This is a genomic window from Cupriavidus sp. HE11, assembly GCF_056097175.1.
In genome coordinates this window covers 2,412,102-2,436,679 of sequence record NZ_CP184464.1, presented here as the reverse complement: position 1 = coordinate 2,436,679, position 24,578 = coordinate 2,412,102, and the positions used below count along the sequence as shown (strand labels likewise).

The window sequence follows — 24,578 nt, the reverse complement described above, 5'->3', positions numbered from 1 at the left end:
ATGTCCAAGTCTCCGGTGCCCAGCGACTGCTATATCGGCCTGATGTCGGGCACCAGCATGGACGGCGCCGACGGCGTGCTGGTGGATTTTTCCGGCGCGCATCCCGCGGTGCTGGCCGCCGCGCATGCGCCATTCCCGCCAGCATTGCGCGAGGCGTTCGGCGCGCTGCAGCAGCCCGGTGAAGACGAGATCCATCGCGAAGCCATGGCCGCCAACGGGCTGGCGCGCGTCTATGCCGAGTGCGTGGCCGAGCTGTTGCACCTGGCCGATGTCGGGACCGGGCATGTCACCGCCATTGGCGCGCACGGACAGACCATCCGCCATCGTCCCGGGCAGTATGACGGGACCGGCTATACGCGCCAGACCCAGCATCCGGCCCTGCTGGCCGAGCTGACCGATATCGATGTGGTGGCCGACTTCCGCAGCCGCGATATCGCTGCGGGCGGCCAGGGCGCGCCGCTGGTGCCGGCGGTGCATGCGGCGCTGTTTGGTGCACGCGACGAAACGCGCGTGGTCTGCAATATCGGCGGTATCTCCAATATCAGCATCCTGCCGGCCGCTCATTCGGGCCGACCGGTGACCGGGTTCGACTGCGGCCCCGGCAATGCGCTGCTGGACCACTGGGTACAGCACCATCACGGCCAGCCATTCGACGATCGCGGCGCCTGGGGTGCCAGCGGCAGCATCGACACCGACCTGCTGGCGCGCCTGCTGGCCGAGCCCTACTTCCGCGCCCCGCCGCCCAAGAGCACAGGACGCGACCTGTTCCATCCGGAGTGGCTGCAGGCCGTGCTGGACAGCCTGCCCCGGCAGATTGCGGCGGCGGACGTGCAGGCGACTCTGGCCACGCTGACCGCCACGGCCATTGCCCAGGACGTCCGGACGCATGCCGGTAACGCCCAGCGCCTGATCGTCTGCGGTGGCGGGGCGCGTAACGACTACCTGATGGCGACGCTGGGCCAGTTGCTGCCGGGGATCACGGTGCAGACCAGCGAGGATTTCGGCGTGCCGGTTTCGCAGGTGGAAGCCATCGCCTTTGCGTGGCTGGCGCGTCAGTGCGTACGCCGGGCACCGGGGAACGTGCCGACGGTCACGGGCGCAGCGGGGCCGCGCGTGCTGGGCGCGATCTATCCGCGCTGACTGCCGGGTCTATCCGTTGGGGAAAATAAAAAAGCGCACCGAAGTGCGCTTTTTTTTGCTGGCGAGGCTGGAACGCTCAGACCGAGAACGACGAGCCGCAACCGCAGGTGGTCGAGGCATTCGGGTTCTTGATCACGAACTGTGCGCCGTTGATGTCTTCCTTGTAGTCGATCTCGGCGCCCACCAGGTACTGGTAGCTCATCGAGTCGATCAACAGGGTGACGCCGTTCTTGACCAGCGTCGTGTCGTCTTCATTGACGTCTTCATCGAACGTGAAGCCGTACTGGAAGCCGGAGCAACCGCCGCCCTGCACGAACACGCGCAGCTTCAGCTCGGCATTGCCCTCTTCCTCGATCAGCTGCTTGACCTTGTCGGCGGCGCTGTCGGTAAAGACGAACGGTGCCGGCATTTCCTCGGTAACAGGTGCCTCTGCGACTGCGTTCATGGGGAATTCTCCTGGTTAGATACGCCCGTATTCTAAGCGCTACTCACAAATCGTGCCGAAGCCCTTTGTTTTCAAGGGGCTCTGGGCGGGTGCGTCACCTCAGGCCGGCACGCTGGCGCCATCGGGCGCCTTGTCTTCCACGATATCGGCTTCAGGCTGCACTTCCGCATCCTTGGCCTGCTCTGCCTTGACCTCGGCAGGCAGCACATGGTTCGGCAGGGCGCGAATTTCAGCTTGCACCAGTGGCACCAGCCGGCCTTCCACGATGGCGCCTTGATGCATTTCAAGAGCCGCATAACGCACTTCGCCATAGACGCGTGCGTGTGGTTGCAGTTCGAGCAACTCGGCCGCGTGCACCGGGCCGGTGACGGTGCCGTTCAAGATCAGGTGATCCACGCGCACTTCGCCCTCGACCACACCTTTCTCGCTGATCACGAGCATGCTCGATTTGCCTTCGGCCGCCACGACATTGCCACGCACGCGACCGTCCAGACGCAAGCCCCCGGAAAAGGTCACATCGCCTTCGATGGCGGCATCCTGCCCTACCAGCGTGTCGATGGACAGACCCTTCTTCTTCGAAAACAGCATGTTGTACTCCCTTTTTGCGCGTACTACGGCGTCGCGGTCTGCATCGTCCGGACCTGACCGTTCTGGACAATGCGAACCGATACGGCGCGGACTTCGGCATCCTGCGGAATCGCCAGGTCGCCTTCGATACGTTGATAATGCGTCAGCCGGATGGCCGGCAGCGGCGCATCGCCCGGCTGCGGCAACATCAAGGTTAACGGCTTGCCGTGCCGATTCCCCGAAATTGTGAACTGCACATCACCCTTGAATTCGGGCTGCTCGACAAACGCCTTCGACCCGCCCTGCATGACCAGCAACCGGTAGTGCAAGGCGCGGGGTTGGGTTTCGTCCAGAGCCACACGGAAGCTGCGCACATGGATGCCGGAGGTATCTCCCGACGCCGGCAGCAACGATTCGAAAAATCCCAGGTCTTCCTTCAACTGCGCCACTTCGGCCTCGGCCGCCTTGACCTGTTCGGCCATGCGCTGCTGCGCGGTGCGGGCCATCTGCAACTGCGCCTCGGCGGTGTTGGCACTTTGCCGCAGGCTGTCGCGCTCGGTGGATACTTCGGCAAACTGCTGGCGCAACTGGTCGTGAGCCGCCACCAGATCGGCGTCGATCCCACGTGGCGGCGCGGAACGGTGCCCGGACTCGTACGCCAACACCCCCGCCACGGCCCCGACAACCGCCACGAGTACGGCCACGAACAGCCAGTTCCGCCAGGGGCGGTGCGTCCGGACAATGGCTCGCCCCGCACGCATCTTGCCGCGCGGCCGCAGCGGCCGGTACTTCACCCCCATCGCGGCATCCACCCCGAAATGCTGTGACCCATCGTCTATCCCCCCAATCCGCAGGCCCGTGATTGTATCGCCGGGTGAACATTGCGCGAATGAAAAGTGTAAGAAATGGCAAGCGTGCACCAGGGATGCGACAGTCGTGCGCGCGGGTTACGCAGGCAACAGGCGAAAAAAAACCGCACGACGAATCGTGCGGTTTTTTTGGGCTGCCAGACCTGGCGAGGCCAGATCCAGGCAACAGCGAATTAACGCTTCGAGAACTGCTTGCGGCGACGTGCCTTGTGCAGACCGACCTTCTTACGTTCGACTTCACGAGCGTCACGCGTAACGTAGCCAGCCTTCGACAGGGCCGACTTCAGCGTTGCATCGTAGTCGATCAGGGCGCGGGTGATGCCGTGGCGAACAGCACCGGCCTGGCCGGTTTCACCACCACCGGTCACGTTGACCTTGATGTCGAACGTTTCGGCGTGAGCGGTCAGTTCCAGCGGCTGGCGCACGATCATCAGCGAGGTTTCGCGAGCGAAATACTCTTTGATGGGCTTGCCGTTGACGATGATGTCGCCCTTGCCCGACTTGATGAAGACACGAGCCACAGCGCTCTTGCGGCGGCCAGTACCGTAATTCCAGTTACCGATCATGGATATTGGCCCCTTTAGATTTCCAGCACCTTGGGCTGCTGTGCGCTATGCGGATGCTCGCCTTCGGCATAAACCTTCAGCTTCTTGATCATCGCGTAGCCCAGCGGACCCTTCGGCAGCATGCCCTTGACGGCCTTTTCCAGGGCACGGCCCGGGAAACGCTGCTGCATCTTGCCGAACGTGGTTTCGTAGATACCGCCCGGGTAGCCCGAGTGACGGTAGTACTTCTTGTCCTGTTCCTTGGTACCCGTCACGCGCAGTTTGGCTGCATTGACGATGATGATGAAATCACCGGTGTCGACGTGAGGAGTGAATTCCGGCTTGTGCTTGCCGCGCAGTCGGCGTGCCACTTCGCTGGCAACACGGCCGAGGACCTTGTCCGTCGCGTCAATCACGTACCAGTCGCGCTTTACCTCTGCAGGCTTGGCGGAAAAGGTCTTCATGATTTTTTCCTGATTTTGAAAAATGCCCGAGGTTGACGGTCGCCGTTTTAGCGTCCTGTCAGCGGCCGGCCCTTTGGACCTGGCCTTCCTGCTTGTATTTGCAGGCTCTCCCTGAATCTTTTTCCGGGGGCAATGACCGGAAAGCCGACGATTATACTGGGCGTTCGCGCCATCGCACAAGCAAAGATGTGGCTTTTCGTCAAGCCGGAGCCGATATCGACCACGAAAGTGCCGCGCGCGGCATGCGCGGGATCAGGCCGCCCTTGCAGCCACCCTTGCAATCGGCGAAAAAAAACCCAAGTCGTATTGGACTTGGGTTTGAATCCACCAAAGGAGGAGGGTGGAGGAGACACCGGGCGATCGACGGAGCCGGTCATGGCAGGCGGTGCGGCGAGCGATTCGGGTACGTTACCGGCTTTCGCTTTCGCACTCTGGCGCGCTCATCAGCGCCGTCGTTCGATGGATTGAATTATACATACGCGCTTCTCGGATGCAAGAAAATTTGCACTACGAAATGTGATACCACAATACGAAATGCATGAAACGTTGCCAAGCAAGCGTCATTACATATATAAATCAATAACTTAAGGCGAAATCTGGCATAGTGCATGGACGCCACACTAGAGGAAACCTTCGGATTATTAGGGGTAATCCCGCACCCGAAGCCCACGTGGCGATTGCCCTATACTCGCAGAATGCAAGCAGCACGACGCGCGCCGGCGTGAGCGGAATAACACCATCAGGAAACGAGGAACGAAAAAAATGGAATGCAAAGTGACATGGTCCGGCCCCGAGGGCATGAGCTTTATTGCCCAGACCGGCAGCGGACACCTTGTGGCTATGGACGGCGCGCCGGACGGCGGTGGCAACAACCTGGCGCCGCGTCCGATGGAAATGGTGCTGCTGGGCACTGGCGGCTGCACCGCCTATGACGTGGTGCTGATCCTGAAGCGCGGCCGCCAGGACGTGCGTGGCTGCTCGGTCAAGCTGGAGGCCGAACGCGCCGACACCGACCCGAAGGTCTTCACGAAGATCAATTTCCACTTCACGGTGACCGGCAAGAACCTGGACCCGGCCAAGGTGGAACGCGCCATCGAGCTGTCGCACGAAAAGTACTGCTCGGCGTCGATCATGCTGGCGAAGACGGCAGAGATCACCCACACGACCGAAATCGTCGAAGCCTGAACGGGTTGTGGCCAGGCCTGCATTGCTGGCCCGCCACCCCATCAAGCAAAACGCCCGGCGCAGATTCCCTGCGCCGGGCGTTTTTGTATCCGAAAGAGCAAAGCAGGCCGATAAGCCGGATTCTGTGCACGCCGCGTGCCTTTGCAGGCGCACGACATGTGACAACCATTCCTCTAGGCCGCCCGTTACCGGACGGCTCCAGCTCCCTACCCGCAGACTCGGCGGGCCGCTTCATCGTCTGCCTATTTGGGATTGCTCCAGGTGGAGGTTACCGCGTTTCACCCTTCCCGCCAGCCGAAGCCGGCGGCAAGACTCGTCTCTGTGGCCCTATTCCGCACGTTGCCGTGGATGGCTGTTAGCCAACACCCTGCCCTGTGGAGTCCGGACTTTCCTCCCCTCACCCCCTTGCGAGGGCAAGCAGCGATTGTCTGGCCTGCTTTGCGGGCCGCAGTCTAACACCGAAGTCGGCGACGGTCAGCCCTCTGTGGCAGCAACATCCGCCCGGCGTCCAGGCCGGAACACACCGGTATCGGTATAGAACGCCGGATCGGCATTGTCATCGCACCAGCCCGGAATGCCCAGCACGGGCAACGGCGCGAAGCTGCGGCCGCCTGCCAGGCGCCCGGCCTCCGCGGCGGCGTCGAGCGAGCCTGCCAGCAGCAGATCGAGTTGATCGAGAGGGGTGTCGGGCGCGGCCGCAATCCACCAGGCGTGGGCCGTGACCGACTTGTACGGCTGCACCAGCTTTTCCAGCAGCGCATGGCCGAACGGCATCACGGTACAGCGGGCAGGCCAGGCATCGCGATGCGAGACAAACAGCTCGCGCCACGCAAACCCGCGCAGCGCGTCGAACAGCGAGGCGTCCTGGCTGACGAAGATCACGGCGTTCTCGTCGAACAGCGTTGCCGCATCACGCAGCCCACCCCGCACCCGGCCTACGCCGTCGCGCGCAATGGCCTGCGCCTGCAGCCGGTTCAGCAGACGCTTGGTTTCGGGAAAATGCAGCCAGACGAGTGCGTTGAACGCATCGTGGAGGTTGTCGCGCGTCGGCACTTGGCCAGTGGCGTGGATATGGGCTTCGTAGGCGACGCCCTCGGGCAGGTCGGCCTGCGGCACGAACCGCAGCGGCAAGCCCTGGGCATTGCGCAAACGAGGCAGATACGGCCGGTGCGGCCGATGCAGCTGCTGATGCGGCAATCGCGCGGCGCTCGCGTTGAGCGCCTGGCGCAGGTCTGCGCCAGTCAAGGCAGAGGCCGACGCGGCAAATGGCCGGAACCACGGCCGCGTCCAGTCGATGGCGGACAGCAAGCCGCTCAGCTCGCCTTCCAGCGCAGCGTTTCACCGGCGCGCAGCGGCACCAGCGTGGTATCGCCGTACGGCAGTTCGGCCGGCAGCTCCCAATCTTCGCGTGTCAGCGTCAGCGTGCCGGTATTGCGCGGCAGGCCGTAGAACGCCGGGCCATTGAAGCTGGCAAAGGCTTCCAGCTTGTCCAGCGCGCCCGCCGTATCGAACGCCTCGGCATAAAGCTCCATCGCATGCAGCGCCGTGTAGCAGCCGGCGCAACCGCAGGCGTGCTCTTTCAGGCCGCGTGCATGCGGGGCGCTGTCGGTGCCCAGGAAGAAGCGCTCGCTGCCCGACGTGGCCGCCTTGACCAGCGCGTCGCGGTGGATTTCGCGCTTGAGCACCGGCAGGCAGTAGTAATGGGGACGAATGCCGCCGGTGAAGATCGCGTTGCGGTTGTAGAGCAGATGGTGCGCGGTGATGGTCGCGCCAATCGGGCCCTCGGCTTCGGCCACATACTGGGCCGCGTCACGCGTGGTGATGTGCTCGAACACCACCTTCAGCTCGGGCATGTCGCGGCGCAGCGGCTTCATCACACGGTCGATAAACACGGCCTCGCGGTCGAAGATGTCGATATCGCCATCGGTCACCTCGCCATGTACCAGCAGCGGAATGCCTTCGCGCTGCATGGCCTCCAGCGTCGGGTAGCAGCGGCGGATATCGGTCACGCCGGCGTCGCTGTTGGTGGTGGCGCCTGCCGGGTACAGCTTCAGCGCATGCACGAAGCCGCTGGCCTTGGCCGCGACGATTTCCTCGGGCGGCAGGTTGTCGGTCAGGTACAGCGTCATCAGCGGCTCGAACGCCACTCCGGCCGGCAGCGCGGCCAGGATGCGCTCGCGGTAGGCGCGGGCCAGCTCGACCGTGGTCACGGGCGGCTTCAGGTTCGGCATGATGATGGCGCGCGCGAACTGGCGCGCCGTGTCGGGCAGCACCGCCGACAGCGCGGCGCCGTCGCGGACGTGCAGGTGCCAGTCGTCGGGGCGGGTAATCGTAAGCTTCTGGGTCATGGGGACAAGCACAACTTAGAGAATCAGGATGGCGCGGTAATCGTTCACATTGGTGCGCGTGGGGCCGGTCACCACCAGGTCGCCCACGGCGTCGAAGAAGCCCCACGCATCGTGCGTATCGAGCTTCTGCCGTGCCGAGACACCGGCTGCTCCGGCGCGGGCCAGGGAATCGGGCGCCAGGAGCGCCCCGGCATTGTCCTCGGACCCGTCGATACCGTCGGTATCGGCCGCAATCGCGTGGATCTGCGCCGCGCCGTCCAGTTCGATCGCCAGCGACAGCAGGAATTCCGAACAGCGACCGCCGCGTGCCCGATCCGACGCACCGCTGGGCAATGTGACCGTGCATTCACCGCCCGAAACCAGCACCACCGGCGCGGAGAACGGCGCATTGTACTTGCGAATCTCGCGCACCAGTGCCGCATAGACGCGCGCTACTTCCTGCGCTTCGCCGGTCACGGTATCGCCAAGCAGCACCGGCTGGATGCCCTGGCGGCGGAACAGCGCGGCTGCGGCTTCCAGACTGCCATGGGCCGTTGCAATCATGCGATTGTCTACGCGCGCGAACAATGCATCGCCCGGCTTTGGCGTTTCGGCGATCTCGCCACGGGCGCCACGTTCCAGGTGTGCCTGGACGGTCGCGGGCACCGTCGCGCCGTAGCGCTTGAGGATGGCCAGTGCATCGGCATAGGTGCTGGGGTCGGGCACGGTCGGTCCCGACGCAATGGCGCTGGGGTCATCGCCCGCCACGTCGGACACGATCAGCGTCGTAACCGGGGCACGGCTGGCCTGCGCCAGACGGCCGCCCTGGATGCGCGAAACATGCTTGCGCACGATGTTCATGTCGGTGATCGGCGCGCCGCAGCGCAGCAATTCGCGCGTGGTGGCCTTCAGGTCGGCCATCGGAATGCCTTCGGCCGGCAGCGACAGCAGGCTCGATCCGCCGCCCGACACCAGCACGATCAGCCGGTCATCAGGGCCCAGCGACTGCACCTGGGCCAGGATATCGGCAGCGGCCTGCTCGCCGGCTTCATCGGGCACCGGATGGCCGGCCTCGATCACGCGGATATGTTCGGTCGGCAGGCCATGCGCGTAGCGCGTGACGACCACGCCTTCGAGCGTGGCTTTGCCCTGGTAGGCGCGCTCGACGGCCAGCGCCATCGACGCCGCGGCCTTGCCGGCGCCCACCACCAGCGTGCGTCCGCCGGCATGGGGCGGCGGCAGGTGGCTGGCGACGACTTCGAGCGGATCGGCGGCCGCCACGGCGGCGCGGAAGCTTTCCAGCAACAAGGTACGGGGGCAGCCCTGGAAGTTCACAGTGCCTCCGCGATGGCCTGGCCCAGATCGGCCGTGGAGGCGGTTCCGCCAATATCGCGCGTCAGCGGCGCATGGCCCGGGCCGGCAGCCAGCACCTTCTCGATGGCCTGCAGCACTGCGGCGCCCGCGTCGGCATGGCCCAGGTGTTCCAGCATCATCGCACCGCACCAGATCTGGCCAATCGGGTTGGCGATGCCCTTGCCGGCGATATCGGGCGCCGAGCCGTGCACCGGCTCGAACAGGCTCGGGTAGACCTTGTCAGGATTGATGTTGCCCGACGGCGCCACGCCGATGGTGCCCGTGCAGGCCGGGCCCAGGTCGGACAGGATGTCGCCGAACAGGTTGCTGGCAACCACCACGTCGAACCAGTCCGGGTGCTGCACGAAGTGCGCAGTCAGGATGTCGATGTGGTACTTGTCGACCTTCAGGCCGGGGTAATTGGCGGCCATGGCTTCCACGCGCTCGTCCCAGTACGGCATCGTGATCGAGATGCCGTTGGACTTGGTAGCCGACGTAAGATGCTTCTTCGGCCGTTTTTGCGCCAGTTCGAATGCGAATTTCAGGATGCGGTCCACGCCGTGCCGGCTCATCACCGTTTCCTGAACCACGATCTCGCGGTCGGTATTCGGATACATGCGGCCGCCGATGCTGGAATATTCGCCCTCGGTGTTCTCGCGCACCACGTAGAAATCGATGTCGCCGGGCTTGCGGTCGGCCAGCGGGCTCTTGATCCCCGGCATGAGGCGCACGGGCCGCAGGTTCACGTACTGGTCGAACGAGCGCCGGAACTGCAGCAGCGAGCCCCAGAGCGACACGTGATCGGCAATCTTCGCCGGCCAGCCCACCGCGCCAAAGTAGATGGCGTCGTACTTGACCAGCGTGTCGAACCAGTCGTCCGGCAGCATCTTGCCGTGGCGCTCGTAGTATTCGTAGCTGGAAAAGTCGAAGTGGTCCCACTGGAAATCGATGCCGAAGCGCCGCGCTGCGGCGTCCATGACACGGATGCCTTCCGGCATCACTTCCGTTCCGATTCCGTCTCCGGGAATGACAGCGATCTTGTATTGGCTCATGGCTGGGAAGGGCGAGGTGGCGGGGGCACGGGCGCCCGGCTTGGCAGCATCGGGCACGCGCATGATAATGTCCGCATTCTATTGCAAAGCGGCAGCCCCCCTGCCGCACGGTGCCCTCGCCATGTGCCAGCTGCTAGGCATGAACTGCGCCACGCCCACCGACGTGACGTTTTCCTTTACCGGCTTCGCCGCCCGCGGCGGCGTGACAGACCATCATGCCGACGGGTTCGGTGTGGCGTTCTTCGAGGACAAGGCCTGCCGGCTGTTCATCGACAACCAGTCGGCCGGCACATCGCCGGTGGCCGACCTGATCAAGCGCTACCCGATCAAGTCGAAGAACGTGATCTCCCACATCCGCAAGGCCACGCAGGGCACGGTGCTGCTGGAGAACTGCCATCCGTTCATGCGGGAACTGTGGGGCCGGCACTGGATCTTTGCCCACAACGGCGACCTGAAGGGCTTCACGCCATTCCTGTCCGGGGTCTACCAGCCCGTGGGCGATACCGACAGCGAACTGGCCTTCTGCACGCTGATGCAGGGACTCCGCAAGCGCTTTCCGGGATCGCAACCGCCGCTCAACGAGCTGGGCCATGCGCTGGCCGACATCACCCGCGACATCACGCTACATGGCGTTTTCAACTTTTTGCTATGTAACGGTCAGGCGCTGTTCGCGCACTGCTCCACGCGGCTGTATTACATCATGCGGCAGTGGCCATTCTCCAAGGCACACCTGATCGACGCCGACCTTTCGATCGATTTCTCGCAGGTCACCACGCCGGACGACCGCGTGGCCGTGATTGCCACGGCGCCGCTGACCGACAACGAGACCTGGACCCAGTTTGCCCCGGGCGAGCTGATCATGTTCGAGGACGGCCGGCCCACCATGACGTGGACGGTACCGATTCCGCCCGAGGTGCAGGCGAAGAACGCGGCGAATACGGCGTGTACTTGAGGGAGTGGTGGTAGGCCTGGAGCCCATGGCATAGGCTCAGCGGCGGTCGGGAGGCTGGCGGTGGTTTGACGGCCCGTGCCGCTGAACACGCCCAAGAGTGGACGGATGGCGAGGTCTTGGGTCCCTCTCCTTTCAGGGGGAGAGGGGTGGGCGAGCAACGAGCCACCTGAAGCGAAGCTGCCGGTTTGATCCAGCATCCAAGCCCCAGAAAAGGCTGTTGGTTTTGCACGCCCCCGCCCTCTCCCCCAACCCGTCTCCCGCGCAGCGGGAGAGGGGAGCAAACCAGTGGTCTGCTTTCAGTGATGCAGGATCTTCGACAGGAACTGGCGGGCGCGTTCCGAGCGGGCTTCGATGTTGCCGAAGAACTCTTCCTTCGCGCAGTCCTCGACGATCTTGCCGGCGTCCATGAAGATCACGCGGTTGGCCACCTTGCGGGCGAAGCCCATTTCGTGGGTCACGCACATCATGGTCATGCCTTCCTGCGCCAGCTGCACCATCACGTCCAGCACTTCGTTGACCATTTCCGGGTCAAGCGCCGAGGTCGGCTCGTCGAACAGCATGCAGATCGGATCCATCGACAGTGCACGGGCGATCGCCACGCGCTGCTGCTGGCCGCCCGACAACTGGCCCGGGTATTTCGATGCCTGGCTCTTCAGGCCCACGCGCTCCAGGTACTTCAGGCCCTTGGCGGTCGCCTCTTCCTTCGAGCGGCCCAGCACCTTCATCTGCGCGATGGTCAGGTTCTCGGTGATCGACAGGTGCGGGAACAGTTCGAAGTTCTGGAACACCATGCCCACGCGCGAACGCAGCTTGGGCAGGTTGGTCTTCGGATTGCCCACCGACGTGCCGTCCACCAGGATGTCGCCCTTCTGGAACGGCTCCAGCGCATTCACAGTCTTGATCAGCGTCGACTTGCCCGAACCCGACGGGCCGCACACCACCACCACTTCACCCTTGGCAACCTGGGTCGTGCAATCGGTCAGCACCTGGAAAGCGCCGTACCACTTGGAAACGTTATTAATTTCGATCATACGGCCACCTTTTTCTGATAACGCTTGACCAGCAGCGAAGCGGAGAAACAAATGATGAAGTACACGAGACCGGCGAACAGCAGCATCTCCACGATGCGGCCATCACGCTCGCCAATGCCGTAGGCCTGGCCGAAGAAGTCTGCCAGCGCGCTCACGTAGACCAGCGACGTATCCTGGAACAGGATGATGCCCTGCGTCAGCAGCAGCGGCACCATGTTGCGGAACGCCTGCGGCAGCACCACCAGGCGCATGGTCTGGCCGTAGGTCATGCCCAGCGCCTGCGCAGCAAACATCTGCCCGCGCGACACGCTCTGGATACCGGCGCGGATGATTTCCGAGTAATACGCAGCCTCGAACAGCGAAAACGCGATCAGCGCGGACGTCATGCGCAGGTCCGATGCCGCGTTCAGGTTGAACACCTTCTGCAGCAGCTGCGGGATGATCAGGAAGAACCACAACAGCACCATCACCAGCGGGATGGACCGGAACAGTGTCACGTACGCCTGCGCAAACCAGTTCAGCGGCTTGCTCGACGACAGGCGCATCATCGCCAGGATGGTGCCCCAGACGATGCCCACGATCACCGCGGTCACGGTGATCTTCAGCGACACCATCATGCCCTCGCCGAGCACGTGGATGGTCGACGCGTTGATCGAGCTGAAATCGAATTCGTATGCCATGTTCCAGCTCCTTACTTGCCGCCGATAAAGCCCGGCACGCGGGTACGGCGTTCCACCCAGCGCATCAGGAACATCACCGTGAAGTTGATGAGGGCGTACAGCACCGTGACCGCGATGAACGATTCATACGGGCGCGCGGTGTAGTCCACCAGCTGGCGGCCCTGGGCAGCCAGTTCCAGCAGGCCGATCGTCGACGCCACGGCCGAGTTCTTGAAGATGTTCAGGAATTCGGACGTGATCGGCGGGACGATGACGCGGAACGCCATCGGCAGCAGCACGTGGCGGTACGTCTGCGACAGCGTGAAACCCATGGCCAGGCCGGCGTTCTTCTGACCGCGCGGCAGCGAATTGATACCCGAGCGCACCTGCTCGCAAACCCGGGCGGCGGTAAACGTGCCCAGGCACAGCATGGCGGCCAGGAACTGCTGGGTGAACGGGTTCATCTGCTTGATGGTCTCGCCGCCGGGCAGCAGCTCGGGGCCGACGAAGTACCAGATGAACAACTGCACCAGCAGCGGAATATTCCGGAAGATTTCAACGTAGGTGGCCGCGAACCCCGACAGCCACTTGTTCGGCACGGTGCGCAGCACACCCAGCACGGAGCCGATGACGAGGGCGATCACCCACGACGACAGGCCCAGCGCGATCGTGACCTTGAGACCGGAAATCATCCAGTCCAGGTACGTCTCGTTGGAGGCGGCCTGCTCGAGGAAGACTCCCCAGTGAAAAACGTAATCCATAGTGCGTCCTCAAAAAGAAACGGAAGGACTGCTCCTTCCGTTTCGCACTGCTCCAATCGCGCAGATCAGTCGAGTGCCTTGTCGTTCGGGTTCTTGAAGAGCGCCTTCATGTCTTCGGACAGCGGGAAGTCCAGGTTCAGGCCCTTCGGCGGCACCGGTTGCTGGAACCACTTCGTGTACATCGTGTTGATCGAACCGTCCTTCATCAGGCCGGTGATCACGTGGTCGGACAGCTTCTTGAACGGCACGTCGTCCTTGCGGATCATGCAGCCATACGATTCACGCGATTGCGGCTTGCCCACCACGATCCAGTCGTTCGGGTTCTTGGCCTTGGCGCGCTCGCCGTACAGCAGTGCGTCGTCCATCATGAACGCCACGGCACGGCCCGATTCCAGCGTCAGGAACGACTGGCCATGGTCCTTGGTGCTGATGATGTTCATGCCCAGCTTCTGGTCGTCGTTCATCTTGCGCAGCAGGCGCTCGGACGTCGTACCGGCCGTGGTCACCACGTTCTTGCCCTTCAGGTCGGCCCAGTCCTTGATGCCGCCGTCCTTCTTCACCATGATGCGCGTGCCGATGATGAAGATGCTGGTGGTGAACGATGCCTGCTTCTGGCGCTCGAGGTTGTTCGTCGTCGAGCCGCACTCGATGTCGATCGTGCCGTTCTGCAGCAGCGTGATGCGGTTCTGCGAGGTGATCGGGATTTCCTTGACCTGCAGGTTCGGCAGCTTCAGCTGGTCCTTGATGGCTTCCACGATCTTCATATTGATATCGTAGGAATAGCCTACCTGGCGCACACCGCCCAGGTTGTAGTTGAACGGAATCGAAGAGTCCCGCACACCCAGCGTGATGACACCCGTATCCTTGATCTTCTGCAGCGTACCCGTCAGCGGCTCGGCTGCCTGTGCGCTCGCGCACAGCATGCCTGCCGCAATCATCAGGCCAGCCAACTTGGCAACATTCATAACATCTCCTTGACCATGAAGAGAGAAAGGCGCGACTGTAACAGACAGTCACGCCGGCGAAACAGTATTGCTTAGCTCGTCACCCAAGACAACGGGTTTTTCCCCTAACTGGTGCCATTTCAGGCAGCGTTTCGCGGCAATGCGCCAAAATGAGACACAACTGCGAACGTCGTATTGCAAGTTTCGGGAAGCGGCGCCAATAGAAAAACGGCGACCGGAACAAGTCCGGTCGCCGTTTATCAGTGAATCAGGAAAGAGGTCGTACTTGCTGCGTCGCAGCAGCACCGGCTACCCGTTCCTTGACCCGTCTGCATCAGGGATACAGACCGCGCATCTCGCGCGCCTGCAGGATCCGCGAGCAGGCGACGATGAACGCGGCCGTACGCAGCGTGACCTTGTTGTCCTGGGCAACCTGCCAGATCGCCCGGAAGGCCTCTTGCATGATTCGTACCAGGCGCTCGTTGATTTCCTCTTCGGTCCAGAAGAAGCTCGAGAAGTCCTGCACCCATTCGAAGTAGGACACGGTCACGCCGCCGGCGTTGGCGATCACGTCCGGGCAGACCAGGATATTGCGCTCGCGCAAGATATCGTCGGCCTGCGGCGTGGTCGGGCCGTTGGCGCCCTCGATCACCAGCTTCGCCGTGATCTTCGGCGCGTTCTCGGCCGTGATCTGGCCTTCCAGCGCGGCCGGGATCAGGATGTCGCAGTCGACTTCCCAGAACTGGTCGCCCTTGATGACTTCGGCGCGGTAGCCCTCGATCGTGCCGCTGTGCGATGCGTATTCCATCATTGCGGGCACGTCCAGGCCGGCCGGGTCGAACAGCGTCGTGCGGTGATCCTGCACGGCCACCACCTTCGCGCCGGCCTCATGGAACAGCTTGGCGGCCACGGCACCCACATTGCCGAAGCCCTGCACGGCCACGCGCGCACCCTTGACGTCCATGCCCAGGTTGCGGGCGGCTTCCGAACCGACCACGAACACGCCGCGGCCGGTGGCCTCGTGACGGCCCAGCGAGCCGCCCAGCGAGATCGGCTTGCCGGTCACCACGCCGGTGGCCGTGCTGCCCGAATTCATCGAGTAGGTATCCATCATCCAGGCCATGACCTGGGCGTTGGTATTCACGTCCGGCGCCGGAATGTCCTTGGTCGGGCCGATGATGAGGTTGATTTCGCTGGTGTAACGGCGCGTCAGGCGCTCCAGCTCGCCGTGCGACAGCGTGCGCGGGTCCACGCGGATGCCGCCCTTGGCGCCGCCGTACGGCACGTTCACGGCCGCGTTCTTCACCGACATCCACGCAGACAGGGCCATCACCTCGGACAGCGTCACGTCCTGGTGAAAGCGCACGCCGCCCTTGCCCGGGCCGCGCGACAGGTTGTGCTGCACCCGGTAGCCCTCGAAATGGGCGATGGTGCCGTTGTCCAGTTCGATGGGTACGTCGACGATCAGCGCACGCTTCGGGCGCTTCAGGGTTTCAACCCAGCGTGCCAGCGAACCCAGGTAGGGCGTGACACGGTCGACTTGCTGCAGGTAGATGCCCCACGGGCCGAGATTGTCGGCGTTCAGGTACGAAGGCAGGGCGTGAGCATTGGAGACGTTTTGCGTCGGTGCTGCGGAAGACATCGTTGGTTTCCGAGTGAAGGTGACACGGAGCATATCGGCGCCCCCTTTCCCGAATCCAATGCCGTTTGGTCATCCTCGTCAGCACGGTTATGCAAGACGCGCATAACGTTCACACGCCACCCTGCCCCGTTTCAATCGGCCGTTGACGGGGCAACCAGCGCCGCCCAGACCTTGTCCACCAGCTGGCGCTTGCGCCTGATCTGGCTGCCGCGCCGTTCGCCGCTGTCCGCCGGCCGCTCGCGGTAGAGGCGGATTTCCATATCGATCGATTGCGGCAGGCCGCGCGCGGCCTCCGCCCGTACCAGGCGGCCGGCCGCCACGTCCTCGCGCACCGTGCTCTCCGGCAAAAAGGCCATGCCGTGGCCTGCCAGCGCCATGACCTTGAGCGCCTCTGCCATATCGGTCTCGTAGCATTTGTCGAGCTTGAGGGCGTCGGTGGACTCGGCCAGCAGCATATCCACCATGCGGCCCAGGAACGCATTGGGCGTGTAACTGAGGAATGGCACCGGCTTCTTGTCGGTGCCTGGCAGCCGGAACAGCGGGCGCCCCGTGGCATCGGGCACGCTGTATGGCGACAGCCGCTCCGTGCCAAGCACGAGCATGTCGTAGTGCGCCGGATCGAGCTGGATGGCCTGGCGCGGGTGGTGGTAGACCATGACCAGGTCGCAACCGCCTTCCACCAGCATCAGCACCGCATCGTGGACGTTCAGCGCGCGCAACCGGCATGGCAGGGTGCCCAGCTTGCGCTCCACGCCCTTGAGCCATTCCGGGAAGAACGTCAGCGACAGCGTGTGGGGTACCGCGAATTCCAGCACCTGGGCATTGGCCGAGCGCTGGCCGCGCATCAGCGCCCGCGTTTCGCTGACCTGCGCCAGCATCGCCAGCGCCTGTTCGTAGAACACCTTGCCGGCCTCGGTCAGGCTGGTGGGATAGCTCGACCGATCGATCAGCTCGGTGCCCACCCAGGCCTCCAGCGACTGGATGCGCCGCGAGAACGCCGGTTGAGTGACATGCCGCAGTTCCGCCGAGCGCGAGAAGCTGTGCGTCTCGGCCAGGCTGACGAAGTCTTCAAGCCATTTGATTTCCATGGCGCGGATTATCGCCTGCCGAAGCAATGCCGGCACAACCGGCAAAAAAATTCTCCAAAGTTGTTATTTACTGGAATGCACTTACAATTAAAGGCAACCCTGGACGATATTTCGCATGCTGGTGCTCCAGTCGCGCTTTTAAGATGAATGCTATTGCACATATCGCACATCAAGAAGAACGAGCCCGCCATGGAAGCCGCATCCACTACCCGCTCCACGCCGTCCCCGCTGTCGTCGCTGGCATCGGGCATGGAAGCCACGCTGTCGCAGAACGCCCGAATGGTGGCCGCCCATGTGGAGGCCAGCCTGCCCGACGCCGAAACCCTGCTGGCCAGCCTGCCGCCTGGCGCGCTGGAAGGCAGCCCCGACAACTACACGCGTCATCTGGTCTACGCCGATCCGTACGAGCGATTTTCGGTGATGGTGCTGGTCTGGCGGCCGGGCCAGCACAGCCCGGTGCACGGGCATCGCACATGGTGCGCCTACCGGGTGTTGCACGGCACGCTGTCCGAACGGCATTACCGCTGGAACCCGGACAATCGCACGGCCACCCAGACGGGCGCCGTGACGCGCGAGGCGGGCGACACGTTCAGCGTGCCCGCCGGTCTGCTGCATATCCATGCGCTGGGCAACGACAGCAATGCAGTGGCCGTGTCGCTGCATATCTACGGCGTGGACCAGGACCGCATTGCCACCGGCGTGAACCTGCTGGTGGATACCATCGTCAGCTGACATCCGCCCTGCCAGGGTGGCCGGCGGCTGGCGCCAACCACCCTTTCCGGACCTGACACCGATGGACCGTTATGACCGCCAGATCCTGGGCATCCTGCAGGAAGATGCCTCCGTACCCGTTGCCGACATCGGCGAGCGCGTCGGCCTGACCTCCACGCCCTGCTGGCGCCGCGTGCAGAAGCTGGAAGAATCCGGCGTGATCCGCAAGCGCGTGGCGCTACTCGACGCCGCGAAGCTCAATGTGGGCGTAACCGTCTTCGTTTCCGTCCGCACCAGCCAGCACAACGCGAAATGGCTGAAGACATTCCACGACCTCGTGGCGTCGATTCCGGAAGTCACCGAGTTCTACCGCATGGCCGGCGACATCGACTACCTGCTGCGTGTGGTGGTGCCCGATATCGCCGCCTACGACGCCGTGTACAAGAAGCTGATCCAGGGCGCGGAACTGGCCGATGTCAGTTCCAGCTTCGCCATGGAGCAGATCAAGTACACGACGGCGCTGCCGCTGGACTATGCCTAGCGTTGCCTTGCGTTACTGCTGACTCGGCTGAGTCGGCTGATTCGCCTGGTGCACGATGTCGACACCGAGCCGGAACGTGCCGATCTTTGGCTGCTTCGGCAGATCGGTGCCCATTGCATCGATCACCAGGCGCGTGCCTGGCTTGGTCCGGTATCGCGCGCCGGACTTGAGCCCGGGATTGTCCGCCGGGTCGTACCACACCACCAGCGTGCCGCGACCGACATGCCCGCCGCCAGCCTCCAGCGGCCCCAGGTCGCCCCCCTGCCCCCCGAGCCTGTGACATTGCGTTGCGCACGCAGCCACAACGGAAAGACACGCCCCCCATTTGCATTGCCCTCTACGCTCGCCAGCACCTTGAGCGAGGTGTAACCATCCTGCGGGAATGCGACAACCTGCCTGCGCTGCGTTCCCTTCGCGACGAACTGCACGCGCGTGTCTCGCCACGGTGCCTCGGCGGTGTAGGTGAAGACCGTGGGCTGCGCGGCCGCGTTGGCGGCAACGACCACGTTCAGATCGTCCAGGGTGTTGTCGCCGATCTTGTACCACCGCCGGTCATCGTTCCCGGGGCGCTGCCCTGATTCGGCATGAACGTCGTTGGCCCAGATGTACTTGCCGTAGTACACACAGCTTCCCACCGGGTATTCGCTGTTCGGCAGCCACCGCTCCATGGCGCTGCAATCCCCGGGTTTCTCCGGCGTGCCTGCCATGGCATTCGTCGCGGACGGCAGGAGCAGCACCAGCGCTGCAGACAACGCTGTCGCGCGTCTTGAAGTCAGGCCTTTCCTTAGCATGGGTGAACCACCTTGAGTCTTGAGTTGATGGACAGCCAGGGCAGGTCACCCTGGCGTCCAGAACTCTAGGTATCGGTCCATGCGCCAACAATCGCCATTCGTCCAAAGTCGGTGGTGCCATGACCGTCACCGGGGAGCGAAGGCAGGCATCCCGGTCCGCCGAAATGCGTTCAGCCCCGATGCGCCCAGCCCGTCATCCGCTTTTCCAGCACGGCGAACAGTTCGTACATGACCATCGCCATCACCGCGATCACCACCAGGCCGGCAAACGCCAGCGGCATCTTCATGGCCGAGCCGGCCGATACCAGCAGATAGCCGATGCCTTCATTGGCGGCGTTCATCTCGGACACCGTGGTGCCCACGAACGCCAGCGTGATGGCCACCTTCAGCGACGCGAAGAAGAACGGCAGCGCACGCGGCAGGCCCACCTTGAGCAGCACGTCGCGACGCTTGGCGCCCAGCACACGTAGTACATCCTCCAATTCGGGTTCCAGCGTAGCCAGTCCCGTGGCAATGTTGACCATGATCGGGAAGAACGAGATCAGGAACGCGGTCAGGATGGCCGGGCCGGCGCCCAGGCCGAACCACACCACCAGGATCGGCACGAAGGCCGCCTTGGGCAGCGCGTTGAACGCCGTCATCAGCGGATAGGTGGCCGCGTAGGCAAGCCGCGACGACCCCATCAGCATGCCCAGCACCACGCCCACCACGATCGCCACGCCAAAGCCGACCATGGTGGTCCAGAACGTGCGCCACGCATGCCCGGCGATGACGCCGCCGTACTCCACCATCGACGCCACGATCGATGACGGGCTGGGCAGGATGAAGTCGGACACGTCGAAAACCAGGCACGCGCCCTGCCACAACAGCAGGCACGCGCCAAGCAGGACCCAGGGGGCGACGCGCTGCACGCGCTTCGCCTGGAGAGAGGACATCGTCGTCATGTTCAGTGCCGTCCCGTGTTGTCAGTTTGGGTGCCCGGCGGATTGCCGGGCTTGTGGCCGATCTTCTCGCGCAGCTCGTGTACGCGTTCGGCAAACGGTTCGGTATAGGTGATATCGAGCGGGCGCGGGCGTGGCAGGTCGATCTCGCGACGCAGCACGATCCGCCCCGGGCGCGCGCTCATCACGTAGACGGTATCGGCCAGGAACACCGCCTCGCGCAGGTCGTGCGTGACCAGGATCACGTTGAAGCGTTGTGCCTGCCAGAGGTCGCGCAGCACGCACCAGAGTTCCTCGCGCGTGAACGCGTCGAGCGCGCCGAACGGCTCGTCCAGCAGCAGCATGCGCGGCTCGTGGATCAGCGCGCGGCAGATCGACGCCCGCTGTTGCATACCGCCCGACAGCTGCCACGGATACTTGTCCTCGTAGCCCGACAGGCCCACGGTCTTCAGCAGCGCGCGGGCGCGTTCCACATACTCGCCACGCTTCTTGCGCATGGTCGACCGGTACGGCTCGACGATCTCCAGCGGCAGCATCACGTTGTCGAGCGTGGTGCGCCACGGCAGCAGCGTCGGCGCCTGGAAGGCCATGCCCACCTGCTTGAGCGGCCCCGTGACCTTGGCGCCGTTGATGCTGACCACGCCACGCGTGGCCGGGCGCAACCCCGTTGCCAGCTTCATGAATGTGGACTTGCCGCAGCCAGACGGCCCGACGATGGCGATGAACTCGCCCTCGCGCGCCTGCAGCGAGATATCCTCGACCGCGAATTCGCCGCGGCGTGCCAGTTCGTCGTCGTAAGCCAGCCAGACGCGGTTGAAATCGACGAACGGTTGCGCCGTCTTCTCACCCGCAGGCGCGCCGCCCGAGGCGGGCATCAGAGCTTCACGCGCCATCATCGCAATACGTCCAGTTCGGCGGCCGACGGCAGGTAGGCATCGGTCCAGAGCGCATCGGGGTTGATGCGGCCCTTGGTGGCAAAGGCGTCGGCCACCTGCGAGGCCATCAGCGACAGGCGCGGCTTGCTGACGCGGCCGAAGCCTTCGGCCTTGGCGTCGGGAGACTTCACCACGCTGTCCAGCGCGATCTTCAGGCGACGGACTTCGAGCTTCTCGTCGATGATCCCGTCGCGCGCCTTGACGGCCTTGATGCCGTCCTCCGGCCGCGCGATCACATCCCTGGCCGACTTCGCAAACGCGCGCAGGAAGGCCTTCACGGCCTCGGGGTTGCTCTTCAGGAACTGCTCCGACGCGATGATCGCGTTGCCGTAGAGCTTCACACCGTACTGCGGGTATGGCAGCACCACGATGTCCTCATCCTTCACGCCACGGGCGTTCAGGTTCAGGATCGACGTGAACGAGAAGCCCGTGATGGCGTCGAGGTCGCCGCGCGCCAGCATGGTCTCGCGCAGCGTGGGATCCATCGCCTGCCAGTTGAACGCCCCGGCCTGCAGGCCGTTGGCCTTGGCAAAGATCGGGAAGGCGCGGCGGCCGGCGTCGAACACCGGGGCGCCAAGCTTCTTGCCGGCCAGGTCCTTCGGCGACTTGATGCCCGACTTTTTCAGCGCCAGCACGGCGGCCGGCGTGTTGTTGTAGACCATCATCACGGCCACGGGCCGGTTCTTCGCGTCGGGATTGTTGCCGTAGAACTCCATCACCGACGCCAGGTCGGCAAAGCCCATGTCATACGTGCCCGAGGCCACGCGGTTGACCACGTTGCCCGACCCGTTGCCGGCGTCGATCGCCACGTCGAGCTTCTCGGCCTTGTAGTAGCCCTTCTGCTCGCCGAGCAGGAACAGGGCGGACGGGCCTTCGAAACGCCAGTCGAGCTGGAAGCGGATCTTCGTGGCGGTCTGCGCCTGCACGGTGCCTGCGCAGAGTGTCGACAGCACCATCGTGGTGCCCAATGCGGTGCACAGCTTCAGCAAATGACGGCGCACAGGGGATTGCGGCATGAACCTTCTCCAGTAGTTGATCTCTCTGGAGTGGGCTTTTCGCAAGGGACGTGCCAGCTTTTCACGGCACCGTCATGCACCGGCACGACGCCTGCGCGCGGTGCATTGACGAACCATGATTGTGCGCGGCGCGCTGTCGGCATGCGTTGCCGACAGCCATTGTCGACAATCGTCAGGCGTCCTGCGTGGCGTCGCCGACCTCGATATCGCGGGTATCGGCATCGGGCGTGCCCTGCGCGGCATTGCGGGCCTGGATCTGCCACATCTCGGCATAGCGGCCGTTTGCGCGCATCAGGTCGGCATGGGTGCCGCGCTCGACGATGCGGCCGTGGTCCATCACCAGGATCTGGTCCGCGTGGACGACCGTGGACAGCCGGTGTGCGATCAGCAGCGTGGTGCGGTTCTGGGCCAGCCGCATCAGTTCGGCCTGGATGGCCTGCTCGGTGCGCGAGTCCAGCGCCGAGGTGGCCTCGTCGAACACCAGGATCGGCGGATTCTTCAGCAGCGTGCGGGCAATGGCCACGCGCTGCTTTTCGCCGCCCGACAGCTTCAGCCCCCGCTCACCCACCGGCGTGTCGTAGCCCTGCGGCAGCTCGCGGATGAAATGGTCGATCTGGGCGGCTTGCGCGGCGGCGATGACTTCTTCGCGCGAGGCCTCGGGCCGCCCGTAGGCGATGTTGTAGTAGATGCTGTCGTTGAACAGCACCGTGTCCTGCGGCACGATGCCGATCGATGCGCGCAGCGTCGACTGGCGGACGCGGCGGATATCCTGGCCGTCCACCTCGATGTCGCCCTGTGTCACATCGTAGAAACGGAACAGCAGCCGGGCCAGCGTGGACTTGCCCGATCCGCTGTGGCCGACCACGGCCGTGGTAGTACCGGCGGCAATCGTGAAATCCACATCTTGCAGGATCACGCGATTCGACTCGTAGCCAAAGCCGACGTGGCGGAACCGCACCTCGGCGCCGTTGACGCGCAGCGCCGGGGCGTCGGGGTTGTCGGCCACCTCCTGGTTGGTGCCCAGCAGCACGAACATGCGATCCATGTCGGTGGTGGCCTGCTTGATCTCGCGGTAGATCACGCCCAGGAAATTGAGCGGGATGTAGAGCTGGATCATCAGCGTGTTGACCAGCACCAGGTCGCCCAGCGTAAGCTTGCCCGCCGCCACGCCCACGGTGGCGCGCCACAGGATCAGGATCAGGCCCGTGGCGATGATCGCCTGCTGGCCGAAGTTCAGGAACGACAGCGAGTTCTGCGAGCGGATGGCGGCGGTGCGGTAGGTGCGCAGGTTCTCGTCGTAGCGGCGCGCCTCGTATTCCTCGTTGCCGAAGTACTTGACCGTCTCGAAGTTCAGCAGCGAGTCGATAGCCTTCTGGTTGGCGCGCGAATCCAGCTCGTTCATCTTGCGCCGGAAGTGCGTGCGCCACTCGGTCACGACGATCGTGAACGTGATGTAGCCCACCAGCGCACACAGCGTGATGGCCGCGAACCAGATGTCGTAATGCAGGAAGAAGAAGCCGATGACCAGCGACATCTCCACCAGGGTCGGCAGGATGCTGTACAGCGAGTACGAGATCAGCGACTGGATGCCACGGGTGCCGCGCTCGATGTCGCGGCTCATGCCGCCAGTCTGCCGCTCCAGGTGGAACCGCAGCGACAGCGCATGCAGGTGACGGAAGACCTGCAGGGCGATCTCCCGCACCGCGCTCTGCGTCACCTTCGAAAAGAGGATCTCACGCAACTCGGTGAACAGCGAGCCCGACAGCCGCAGCACCCCGTAGGCGACGATCAGGCCCACCGGCACCACCAGCAGCGCCGTGGCGTCGCCGGGCTTGATGTTCATGGCGTCGACAAGCTTCTTCATCAGCACCGGCACGCCCAGGTTGGCCACCTTGGCGGCCACCAGGCAGGTCAGCGCCAGCATCACGCGCCACTTGTAGTGCCAGACGTAGGGCAGCAGGTTGCGGACGGTCTGCCAGTCGCTGCGGGGCGCACCGGCGCCCTTGAACAATGCATTGGCCGGCTCCGTGGGGGCGGGCTCGGCGGTCGTGGAATAGCGGCGCATACGTTAGAATTCGTGCCAATGCCGCGATTGTCGCAGAGATCGCCAGGTCCGGCAGACTACCGCCTTGATGCCCTATGAATTCCCCGTATTTCCCGCTCTCATCGATCGCCGACATGTCCACTTCCGCCCCCATCTCCGAACTGCCGGCCGGCAAGAACCCGGCCCTGCGCGTGGTACCGATGCCCGCCGACGCCAACGTGCACGGCGACGTGTTCGGCGGCTGGATCATGGCGCAGGTCGACATCGCCGGCTCGATCCCGGCCGTGGAGCGCGCCCAGGGCCGCGTGGCGACGGTGGCGGTGAATTCGTTCCTGTTCAAGCACCCGGTGTTCGTGGGCGACCTGGTCAGCTTCTATGCGGATATCGTCAAGACGGGACGCACGTCGATCACGGTGTCCGTCGAGGTCTACGCGCAACGCATGCGCCACAGCCACGAGATCGTCAAGGTGACGGAAGCCACGCTGACGTACGTGGCGACGGACGAAAGCCGGCAACCGCGGGTGTTGCCGGCCTGATTGGGTTCATTCCCCTCTCGCGCCTGCGGGAGAGGGGAA

Annotated in this window: 26 protein-coding genes and 1 other RNA gene; 6 read left to right on the top strand and 21 right to left on the bottom strand. The window is 64.0% G+C overall.

Annotation, left to right across the window (positions count from 1 at the left end):
- On the top strand, nucleotides 1–1,140 hold the full coding sequence (locus tag ACOABP_RS11315) for an anhydro-N-acetylmuramic acid kinase (protein WP_474225065.1): 1,140 nt from the start codon (nucleotides 1–3) through the stop codon (nucleotides 1,138–1,140).
- Between the two features lie 76 nt (nucleotides 1,141–1,216).
- Here the strand turns inward: ACOABP_RS11315 and erpA are convergent, their stop codons facing one another.
- The 5 genes from erpA to rplM form a co-directional block, all read right to left on the bottom strand.
- The gene (erpA, locus tag ACOABP_RS11310; RefSeq protein ID WP_066739489.1) at nucleotides 1,217–1,585 is read right to left on the bottom strand and encodes an iron-sulfur cluster insertion protein ErpA; all 369 of its coding nucleotides are present in this window, start codon (nucleotides 1,583–1,585) and stop codon (nucleotides 1,217–1,219) included.
- A 99-nt stretch (nucleotides 1,586–1,684) separates the two neighbouring features.
- Nucleotides 1,685–2,173, bottom strand: coding sequence for a bactofilin family protein (locus ACOABP_RS11305; RefSeq protein WP_474225064.1), 489 nt, complete (start codon nucleotides 2,171–2,173; stop codon nucleotides 1,685–1,687).
- 23 nt (nucleotides 2,174–2,196) lie between these two features.
- Nucleotides 2,197–2,964: a DUF6776 family protein gene (locus tag ACOABP_RS11300; protein WP_474225063.1), complete on the bottom strand. Its 768-nt coding sequence runs from the start codon at nucleotides 2,962–2,964 to the stop codon at nucleotides 2,197–2,199.
- Nucleotides 2,965–3,194: 230 nt separating this feature from the next.
- On the bottom strand, nucleotides 3,195–3,587 hold the full coding sequence (rpsI, locus tag ACOABP_RS11295) for a 30S ribosomal protein S9 (protein ID WP_066739492.1): 393 nt from the start codon (nucleotides 3,585–3,587) through the stop codon (nucleotides 3,195–3,197).
- A 14-nt stretch (nucleotides 3,588–3,601) separates the two neighbouring features.
- Nucleotides 3,602–4,030, bottom strand: a complete 429-nt coding sequence (gene rplM, locus ACOABP_RS11290) for a 50S ribosomal protein L13 (RefSeq protein WP_019447062.1) — start codon at nucleotides 4,028–4,030, stop codon at nucleotides 3,602–3,604.
- Nucleotides 4,031–4,792: 762 nt separating this feature from the next.
- Here rplM and ACOABP_RS11285 point away from each other — a divergent pair.
- On the top strand, nucleotides 4,793–5,215 hold the full coding sequence (locus ACOABP_RS11285; protein ID WP_474225062.1) for an OsmC family protein: 423 nt from the start codon (nucleotides 4,793–4,795) through the stop codon (nucleotides 5,213–5,215).
- A gap of 95 nt (nucleotides 5,216–5,310) precedes the next feature.
- On the opposite strand, the gene rnpB is transcribed toward ACOABP_RS11285, so the two are convergent.
- From rnpB to ACOABP_RS11260, 5 genes are all read right to left on the bottom strand, one after another.
- Nucleotides 5,311–5,655: RNase P RNA component class A (gene rnpB, locus ACOABP_RS11280), an RNA gene on the bottom strand.
- 34 nt (nucleotides 5,656–5,689) lie between these two features.
- A complete protein-coding gene (locus ACOABP_RS11275; protein WP_474225061.1) occupies nucleotides 5,690–6,523 on the bottom strand; it encodes a DUF3025 domain-containing protein in 834 nt (277 codons plus the stop codon).
- A 5-nt stretch (nucleotides 6,524–6,528) separates the two neighbouring features.
- Nucleotides 6,529–7,563, bottom strand: coding sequence for a dihydroorotase (gene pyrC / locus ACOABP_RS11270; protein WP_474225059.1), 1,035 nt, complete (start codon nucleotides 7,561–7,563; stop codon nucleotides 6,529–6,531).
- A 15-nt stretch (nucleotides 7,564–7,578) separates the two neighbouring features.
- Entirely contained in the window at nucleotides 7,579–8,877 is a 1,299-nt protein-coding gene (locus ACOABP_RS11265; RefSeq protein WP_474225057.1) for a glycerate kinase type-2 family protein, read from the bottom strand.
- Nucleotides 8,874–9,947 carry a tartrate dehydrogenase gene (locus tag ACOABP_RS11260; protein WP_474227817.1) on the bottom strand — a complete coding sequence of 358 codons (1,074 nt, stop codon included), beginning with the start codon at nucleotides 9,945–9,947 and terminating at the stop codon, nucleotides 8,874–8,876. The genes ACOABP_RS11265 and ACOABP_RS11260 overlap by 4 nt, the downstream gene beginning before the upstream one ends.
- Before the next feature lie 121 nt (nucleotides 9,948–10,068).
- On the opposite strand from ACOABP_RS11260, the gene ACOABP_RS11255 reads away from it, so the two are divergent.
- Nucleotides 10,069–10,899 carry a class II glutamine amidotransferase gene (locus ACOABP_RS11255; protein ID WP_474225056.1) on the top strand — a complete coding sequence of 277 codons (831 nt, stop codon included), beginning with the start codon at nucleotides 10,069–10,071 and terminating at the stop codon, nucleotides 10,897–10,899.
- A 296-nt stretch (nucleotides 10,900–11,195) separates the two neighbouring features.
- Here the strand turns inward: ACOABP_RS11255 and ACOABP_RS11250 are convergent, their stop codons facing one another.
- The 6 genes from ACOABP_RS11250 to ACOABP_RS11225 form a co-directional block, all read right to left on the bottom strand.
- Nucleotides 11,196–11,930 carry an amino acid ABC transporter ATP-binding protein gene (locus tag ACOABP_RS11250; RefSeq protein WP_066739498.1) on the bottom strand — a complete coding sequence of 245 codons (735 nt, stop codon included), beginning with the start codon at nucleotides 11,928–11,930 and terminating at the stop codon, nucleotides 11,196–11,198.
- Nucleotides 11,927–12,610 (bottom strand): glutamate/aspartate ABC transporter permease GltK, encoded by a 684-nt coding sequence (gene gltK / locus ACOABP_RS11245; protein WP_474225055.1) that lies wholly within the window; start codon nucleotides 12,608–12,610, stop codon nucleotides 11,927–11,929. Before gltK ends, ACOABP_RS11250 begins: the two co-directional genes overlap by 4 nt.
- 11 nt (nucleotides 12,611–12,621) lie before the next feature.
- The gene (locus ACOABP_RS11240; protein WP_474225053.1) at nucleotides 12,622–13,350 is read right to left on the bottom strand and encodes an amino acid ABC transporter permease; all 729 of its coding nucleotides are present in this window, start codon (nucleotides 13,348–13,350) and stop codon (nucleotides 12,622–12,624) included.
- A gap of 65 nt (nucleotides 13,351–13,415) precedes the next feature.
- Nucleotides 13,416–14,315, bottom strand: coding sequence for a glutamate/aspartate ABC transporter substrate-binding protein (locus tag ACOABP_RS11235; RefSeq protein WP_474225051.1), 900 nt, complete (start codon nucleotides 14,313–14,315; stop codon nucleotides 13,416–13,418).
- A gap of 313 nt (nucleotides 14,316–14,628) precedes the next feature.
- Entirely contained in the window at nucleotides 14,629–15,936 is a 1,308-nt protein-coding gene (locus ACOABP_RS11230) for a Glu/Leu/Phe/Val family dehydrogenase (protein ID WP_066739501.1), read from the bottom strand.
- A 131-nt stretch (nucleotides 15,937–16,067) separates the two neighbouring features.
- Nucleotides 16,068–17,024 (bottom strand): LysR family transcriptional regulator, encoded by a 957-nt coding sequence (locus ACOABP_RS11225; RefSeq protein WP_066739502.1) that lies wholly within the window; start codon nucleotides 17,022–17,024, stop codon nucleotides 16,068–16,070.
- A 189-nt stretch (nucleotides 17,025–17,213) separates the two neighbouring features.
- Here ACOABP_RS11225 and ACOABP_RS11220 point away from each other — a divergent pair, with 189 nt between their 5' ends.
- The gene (locus ACOABP_RS11220; protein WP_474225050.1) at nucleotides 17,214–17,756 is read left to right on the top strand and encodes a cysteine dioxygenase family protein; all 543 of its coding nucleotides are present in this window, start codon (nucleotides 17,214–17,216) and stop codon (nucleotides 17,754–17,756) included.
- Between the two features lie 61 nt (nucleotides 17,757–17,817).
- Entirely contained in the window at nucleotides 17,818–18,276 is a 459-nt protein-coding gene (locus ACOABP_RS11215; protein WP_066739503.1) for an Lrp/AsnC family transcriptional regulator, read from the top strand.
- Between the two features lie 122 nt (nucleotides 18,277–18,398).
- On the opposite strand, the gene ACOABP_RS11210 is transcribed toward ACOABP_RS11215, so the two are convergent.
- The 5 genes from ACOABP_RS11210 to ACOABP_RS11190 form a co-directional block, all read right to left on the bottom strand.
- The gene (locus tag ACOABP_RS11210; protein ID WP_474225048.1) at nucleotides 18,399–19,013 is read right to left on the bottom strand and encodes a hypothetical protein; all 615 of its coding nucleotides are present in this window, start codon (nucleotides 19,011–19,013) and stop codon (nucleotides 18,399–18,401) included.
- A gap of 224 nt (nucleotides 19,014–19,237) precedes the next feature.
- Nucleotides 19,238–20,011: an ABC transporter permease gene (locus ACOABP_RS11205; RefSeq protein WP_215529241.1), complete on the bottom strand. Its 774-nt coding sequence runs from the start codon at nucleotides 20,009–20,011 to the stop codon at nucleotides 19,238–19,240.
- Nucleotides 20,012–20,013: 2 nt separating this feature from the next.
- Nucleotides 20,014–20,904: an ABC transporter ATP-binding protein gene (locus ACOABP_RS11200; RefSeq protein WP_474225047.1), complete on the bottom strand. Its 891-nt coding sequence runs from the start codon at nucleotides 20,902–20,904 to the stop codon at nucleotides 20,014–20,016.
- Complete coding sequence (locus tag ACOABP_RS11195) at nucleotides 20,901–21,959, bottom strand: ABC transporter substrate-binding protein (RefSeq protein ID WP_474225046.1); 1,059 nt, start codon at nucleotides 21,957–21,959, stop codon at nucleotides 20,901–20,903. The genes ACOABP_RS11200 and ACOABP_RS11195 overlap by 4 nt, the downstream gene beginning before the upstream one ends.
- Before the next feature lie 172 nt (nucleotides 21,960–22,131).
- A complete protein-coding gene (locus ACOABP_RS11190) occupies nucleotides 22,132–24,024 on the bottom strand; it encodes an ABCB family ABC transporter ATP-binding protein/permease (protein ID WP_474225045.1) in 1,893 nt (630 codons plus the stop codon).
- A 113-nt stretch (nucleotides 24,025–24,137) separates the two neighbouring features.
- Here ACOABP_RS11190 and ACOABP_RS11185 point away from each other — a divergent pair, with 113 nt between their 5' ends.
- A complete protein-coding gene (locus ACOABP_RS11185) occupies nucleotides 24,138–24,539 on the top strand; it encodes an acyl-CoA thioesterase (protein WP_066739509.1) in 402 nt (133 codons plus the stop codon).
- The last annotated feature ends 39 nt before the right edge of the window (nucleotides 24,540–24,578 follow it).

Bases quoted from the DNA above. Each gene is read 5' to 3' on its own strand.
- gltK (WP_474225055.1), bottom strand. From the start codon at position 12,610: ATGGCATACGAATTCGATTTCAGCTCGATCAACGCGTCGACCATCCAC.
- ACOABP_RS11255 (WP_474225056.1), top strand. From the start codon at position 10,069: ATGTGCCAGCTGCTAGGCATGAACTGCGCCACGCCCACCGACGTGACG.
- pyrC (WP_474225059.1), bottom strand. From the start codon at position 7,563: ATGACCCAGAAGCTTACGATTACCCGCCCCGACGACTGGCACCTGCAC.
- ACOABP_RS11225 (WP_066739502.1), bottom strand. From the start codon at position 17,024: ATGGAAATCAAATGGCTTGAAGACTTCGTCAGCCTGGCCGAGACGCAC.
- ACOABP_RS11195 (WP_474225046.1), bottom strand. From the start codon at position 21,959: ATGCCGCAATCCCCTGTGCGCCGTCATTTGCTGAAGCTGTGCACCGCA.
- ACOABP_RS11205 (WP_215529241.1), bottom strand. From the start codon at position 20,011: ATGACGACGATGTCCTCTCTCCAGGCGAAGCGCGTGCAGCGCGTCGCC.
- ACOABP_RS11200 (WP_474225047.1), bottom strand. From the start codon at position 20,904: ATGATGGCGCGTGAAGCTCTGATGCCCGCCTCGGGCGGCGCGCCTGCG.
- ACOABP_RS11285 (WP_474225062.1), top strand. From the start codon at position 4,793: ATGGAATGCAAAGTGACATGGTCCGGCCCCGAGGGCATGAGCTTTATT.
- ACOABP_RS11260 (WP_474227817.1), bottom strand. From the start codon at position 9,947: ATGAGCCAATACAAGATCGCTGTCATTCCCGGAGACGGAATCGGAACG.
- ACOABP_RS11190 (WP_474225045.1), bottom strand. From the start codon at position 24,024: ATGCGCCGCTATTCCACGACCGCCGAGCCCGCCCCCACGGAGCCGGCC.
- ACOABP_RS11250 (WP_066739498.1), bottom strand. From the start codon at position 11,930: ATGATCGAAATTAATAACGTTTCCAAGTGGTACGGCGCTTTCCAGGTG.
- ACOABP_RS11240 (WP_474225053.1), bottom strand. From the start codon at position 13,350: ATGGATTACGTTTTTCACTGGGGAGTCTTCCTCGAGCAGGCCGCCTCC.
- ACOABP_RS11315 (WP_474225065.1), top strand. From the start codon at position 1: ATGTCCAAGTCTCCGGTGCCCAGCGACTGCTATATCGGCCTGATGTCG.
- rpsI (WP_066739492.1), bottom strand. From the start codon at position 3,587: ATGATCGGTAACTGGAATTACGGTACTGGCCGCCGCAAGAGCGCTGTG.
- ACOABP_RS11215 (WP_066739503.1), top strand. From the start codon at position 17,818: ATGGACCGTTATGACCGCCAGATCCTGGGCATCCTGCAGGAAGATGCC.
- ACOABP_RS11235 (WP_474225051.1), bottom strand. From the start codon at position 14,315: ATGAATGTTGCCAAGTTGGCTGGCCTGATGATTGCGGCAGGCATGCTG.
- erpA (WP_066739489.1), bottom strand. From the start codon at position 1,585: ATGAACGCAGTCGCAGAGGCACCTGTTACCGAGGAAATGCCGGCACCG.
- ACOABP_RS11220 (WP_474225050.1), top strand. From the start codon at position 17,214: ATGGAAGCCGCATCCACTACCCGCTCCACGCCGTCCCCGCTGTCGTCG.
- ACOABP_RS11305 (WP_474225064.1), bottom strand. From the start codon at position 2,173: ATGCTGTTTTCGAAGAAGAAGGGTCTGTCCATCGACACGCTGGTAGGG.
- ACOABP_RS11185 (WP_066739509.1), top strand. From the start codon at position 24,138: ATGTCCACTTCCGCCCCCATCTCCGAACTGCCGGCCGGCAAGAACCCG.
- rplM (WP_019447062.1), bottom strand. From the start codon at position 4,030: ATGAAGACCTTTTCCGCCAAGCCTGCAGAGGTAAAGCGCGACTGGTAC.
- ACOABP_RS11230 (WP_066739501.1), bottom strand. From the start codon at position 15,936: ATGTCTTCCGCAGCACCGACGCAAAACGTCTCCAATGCTCACGCCCTG.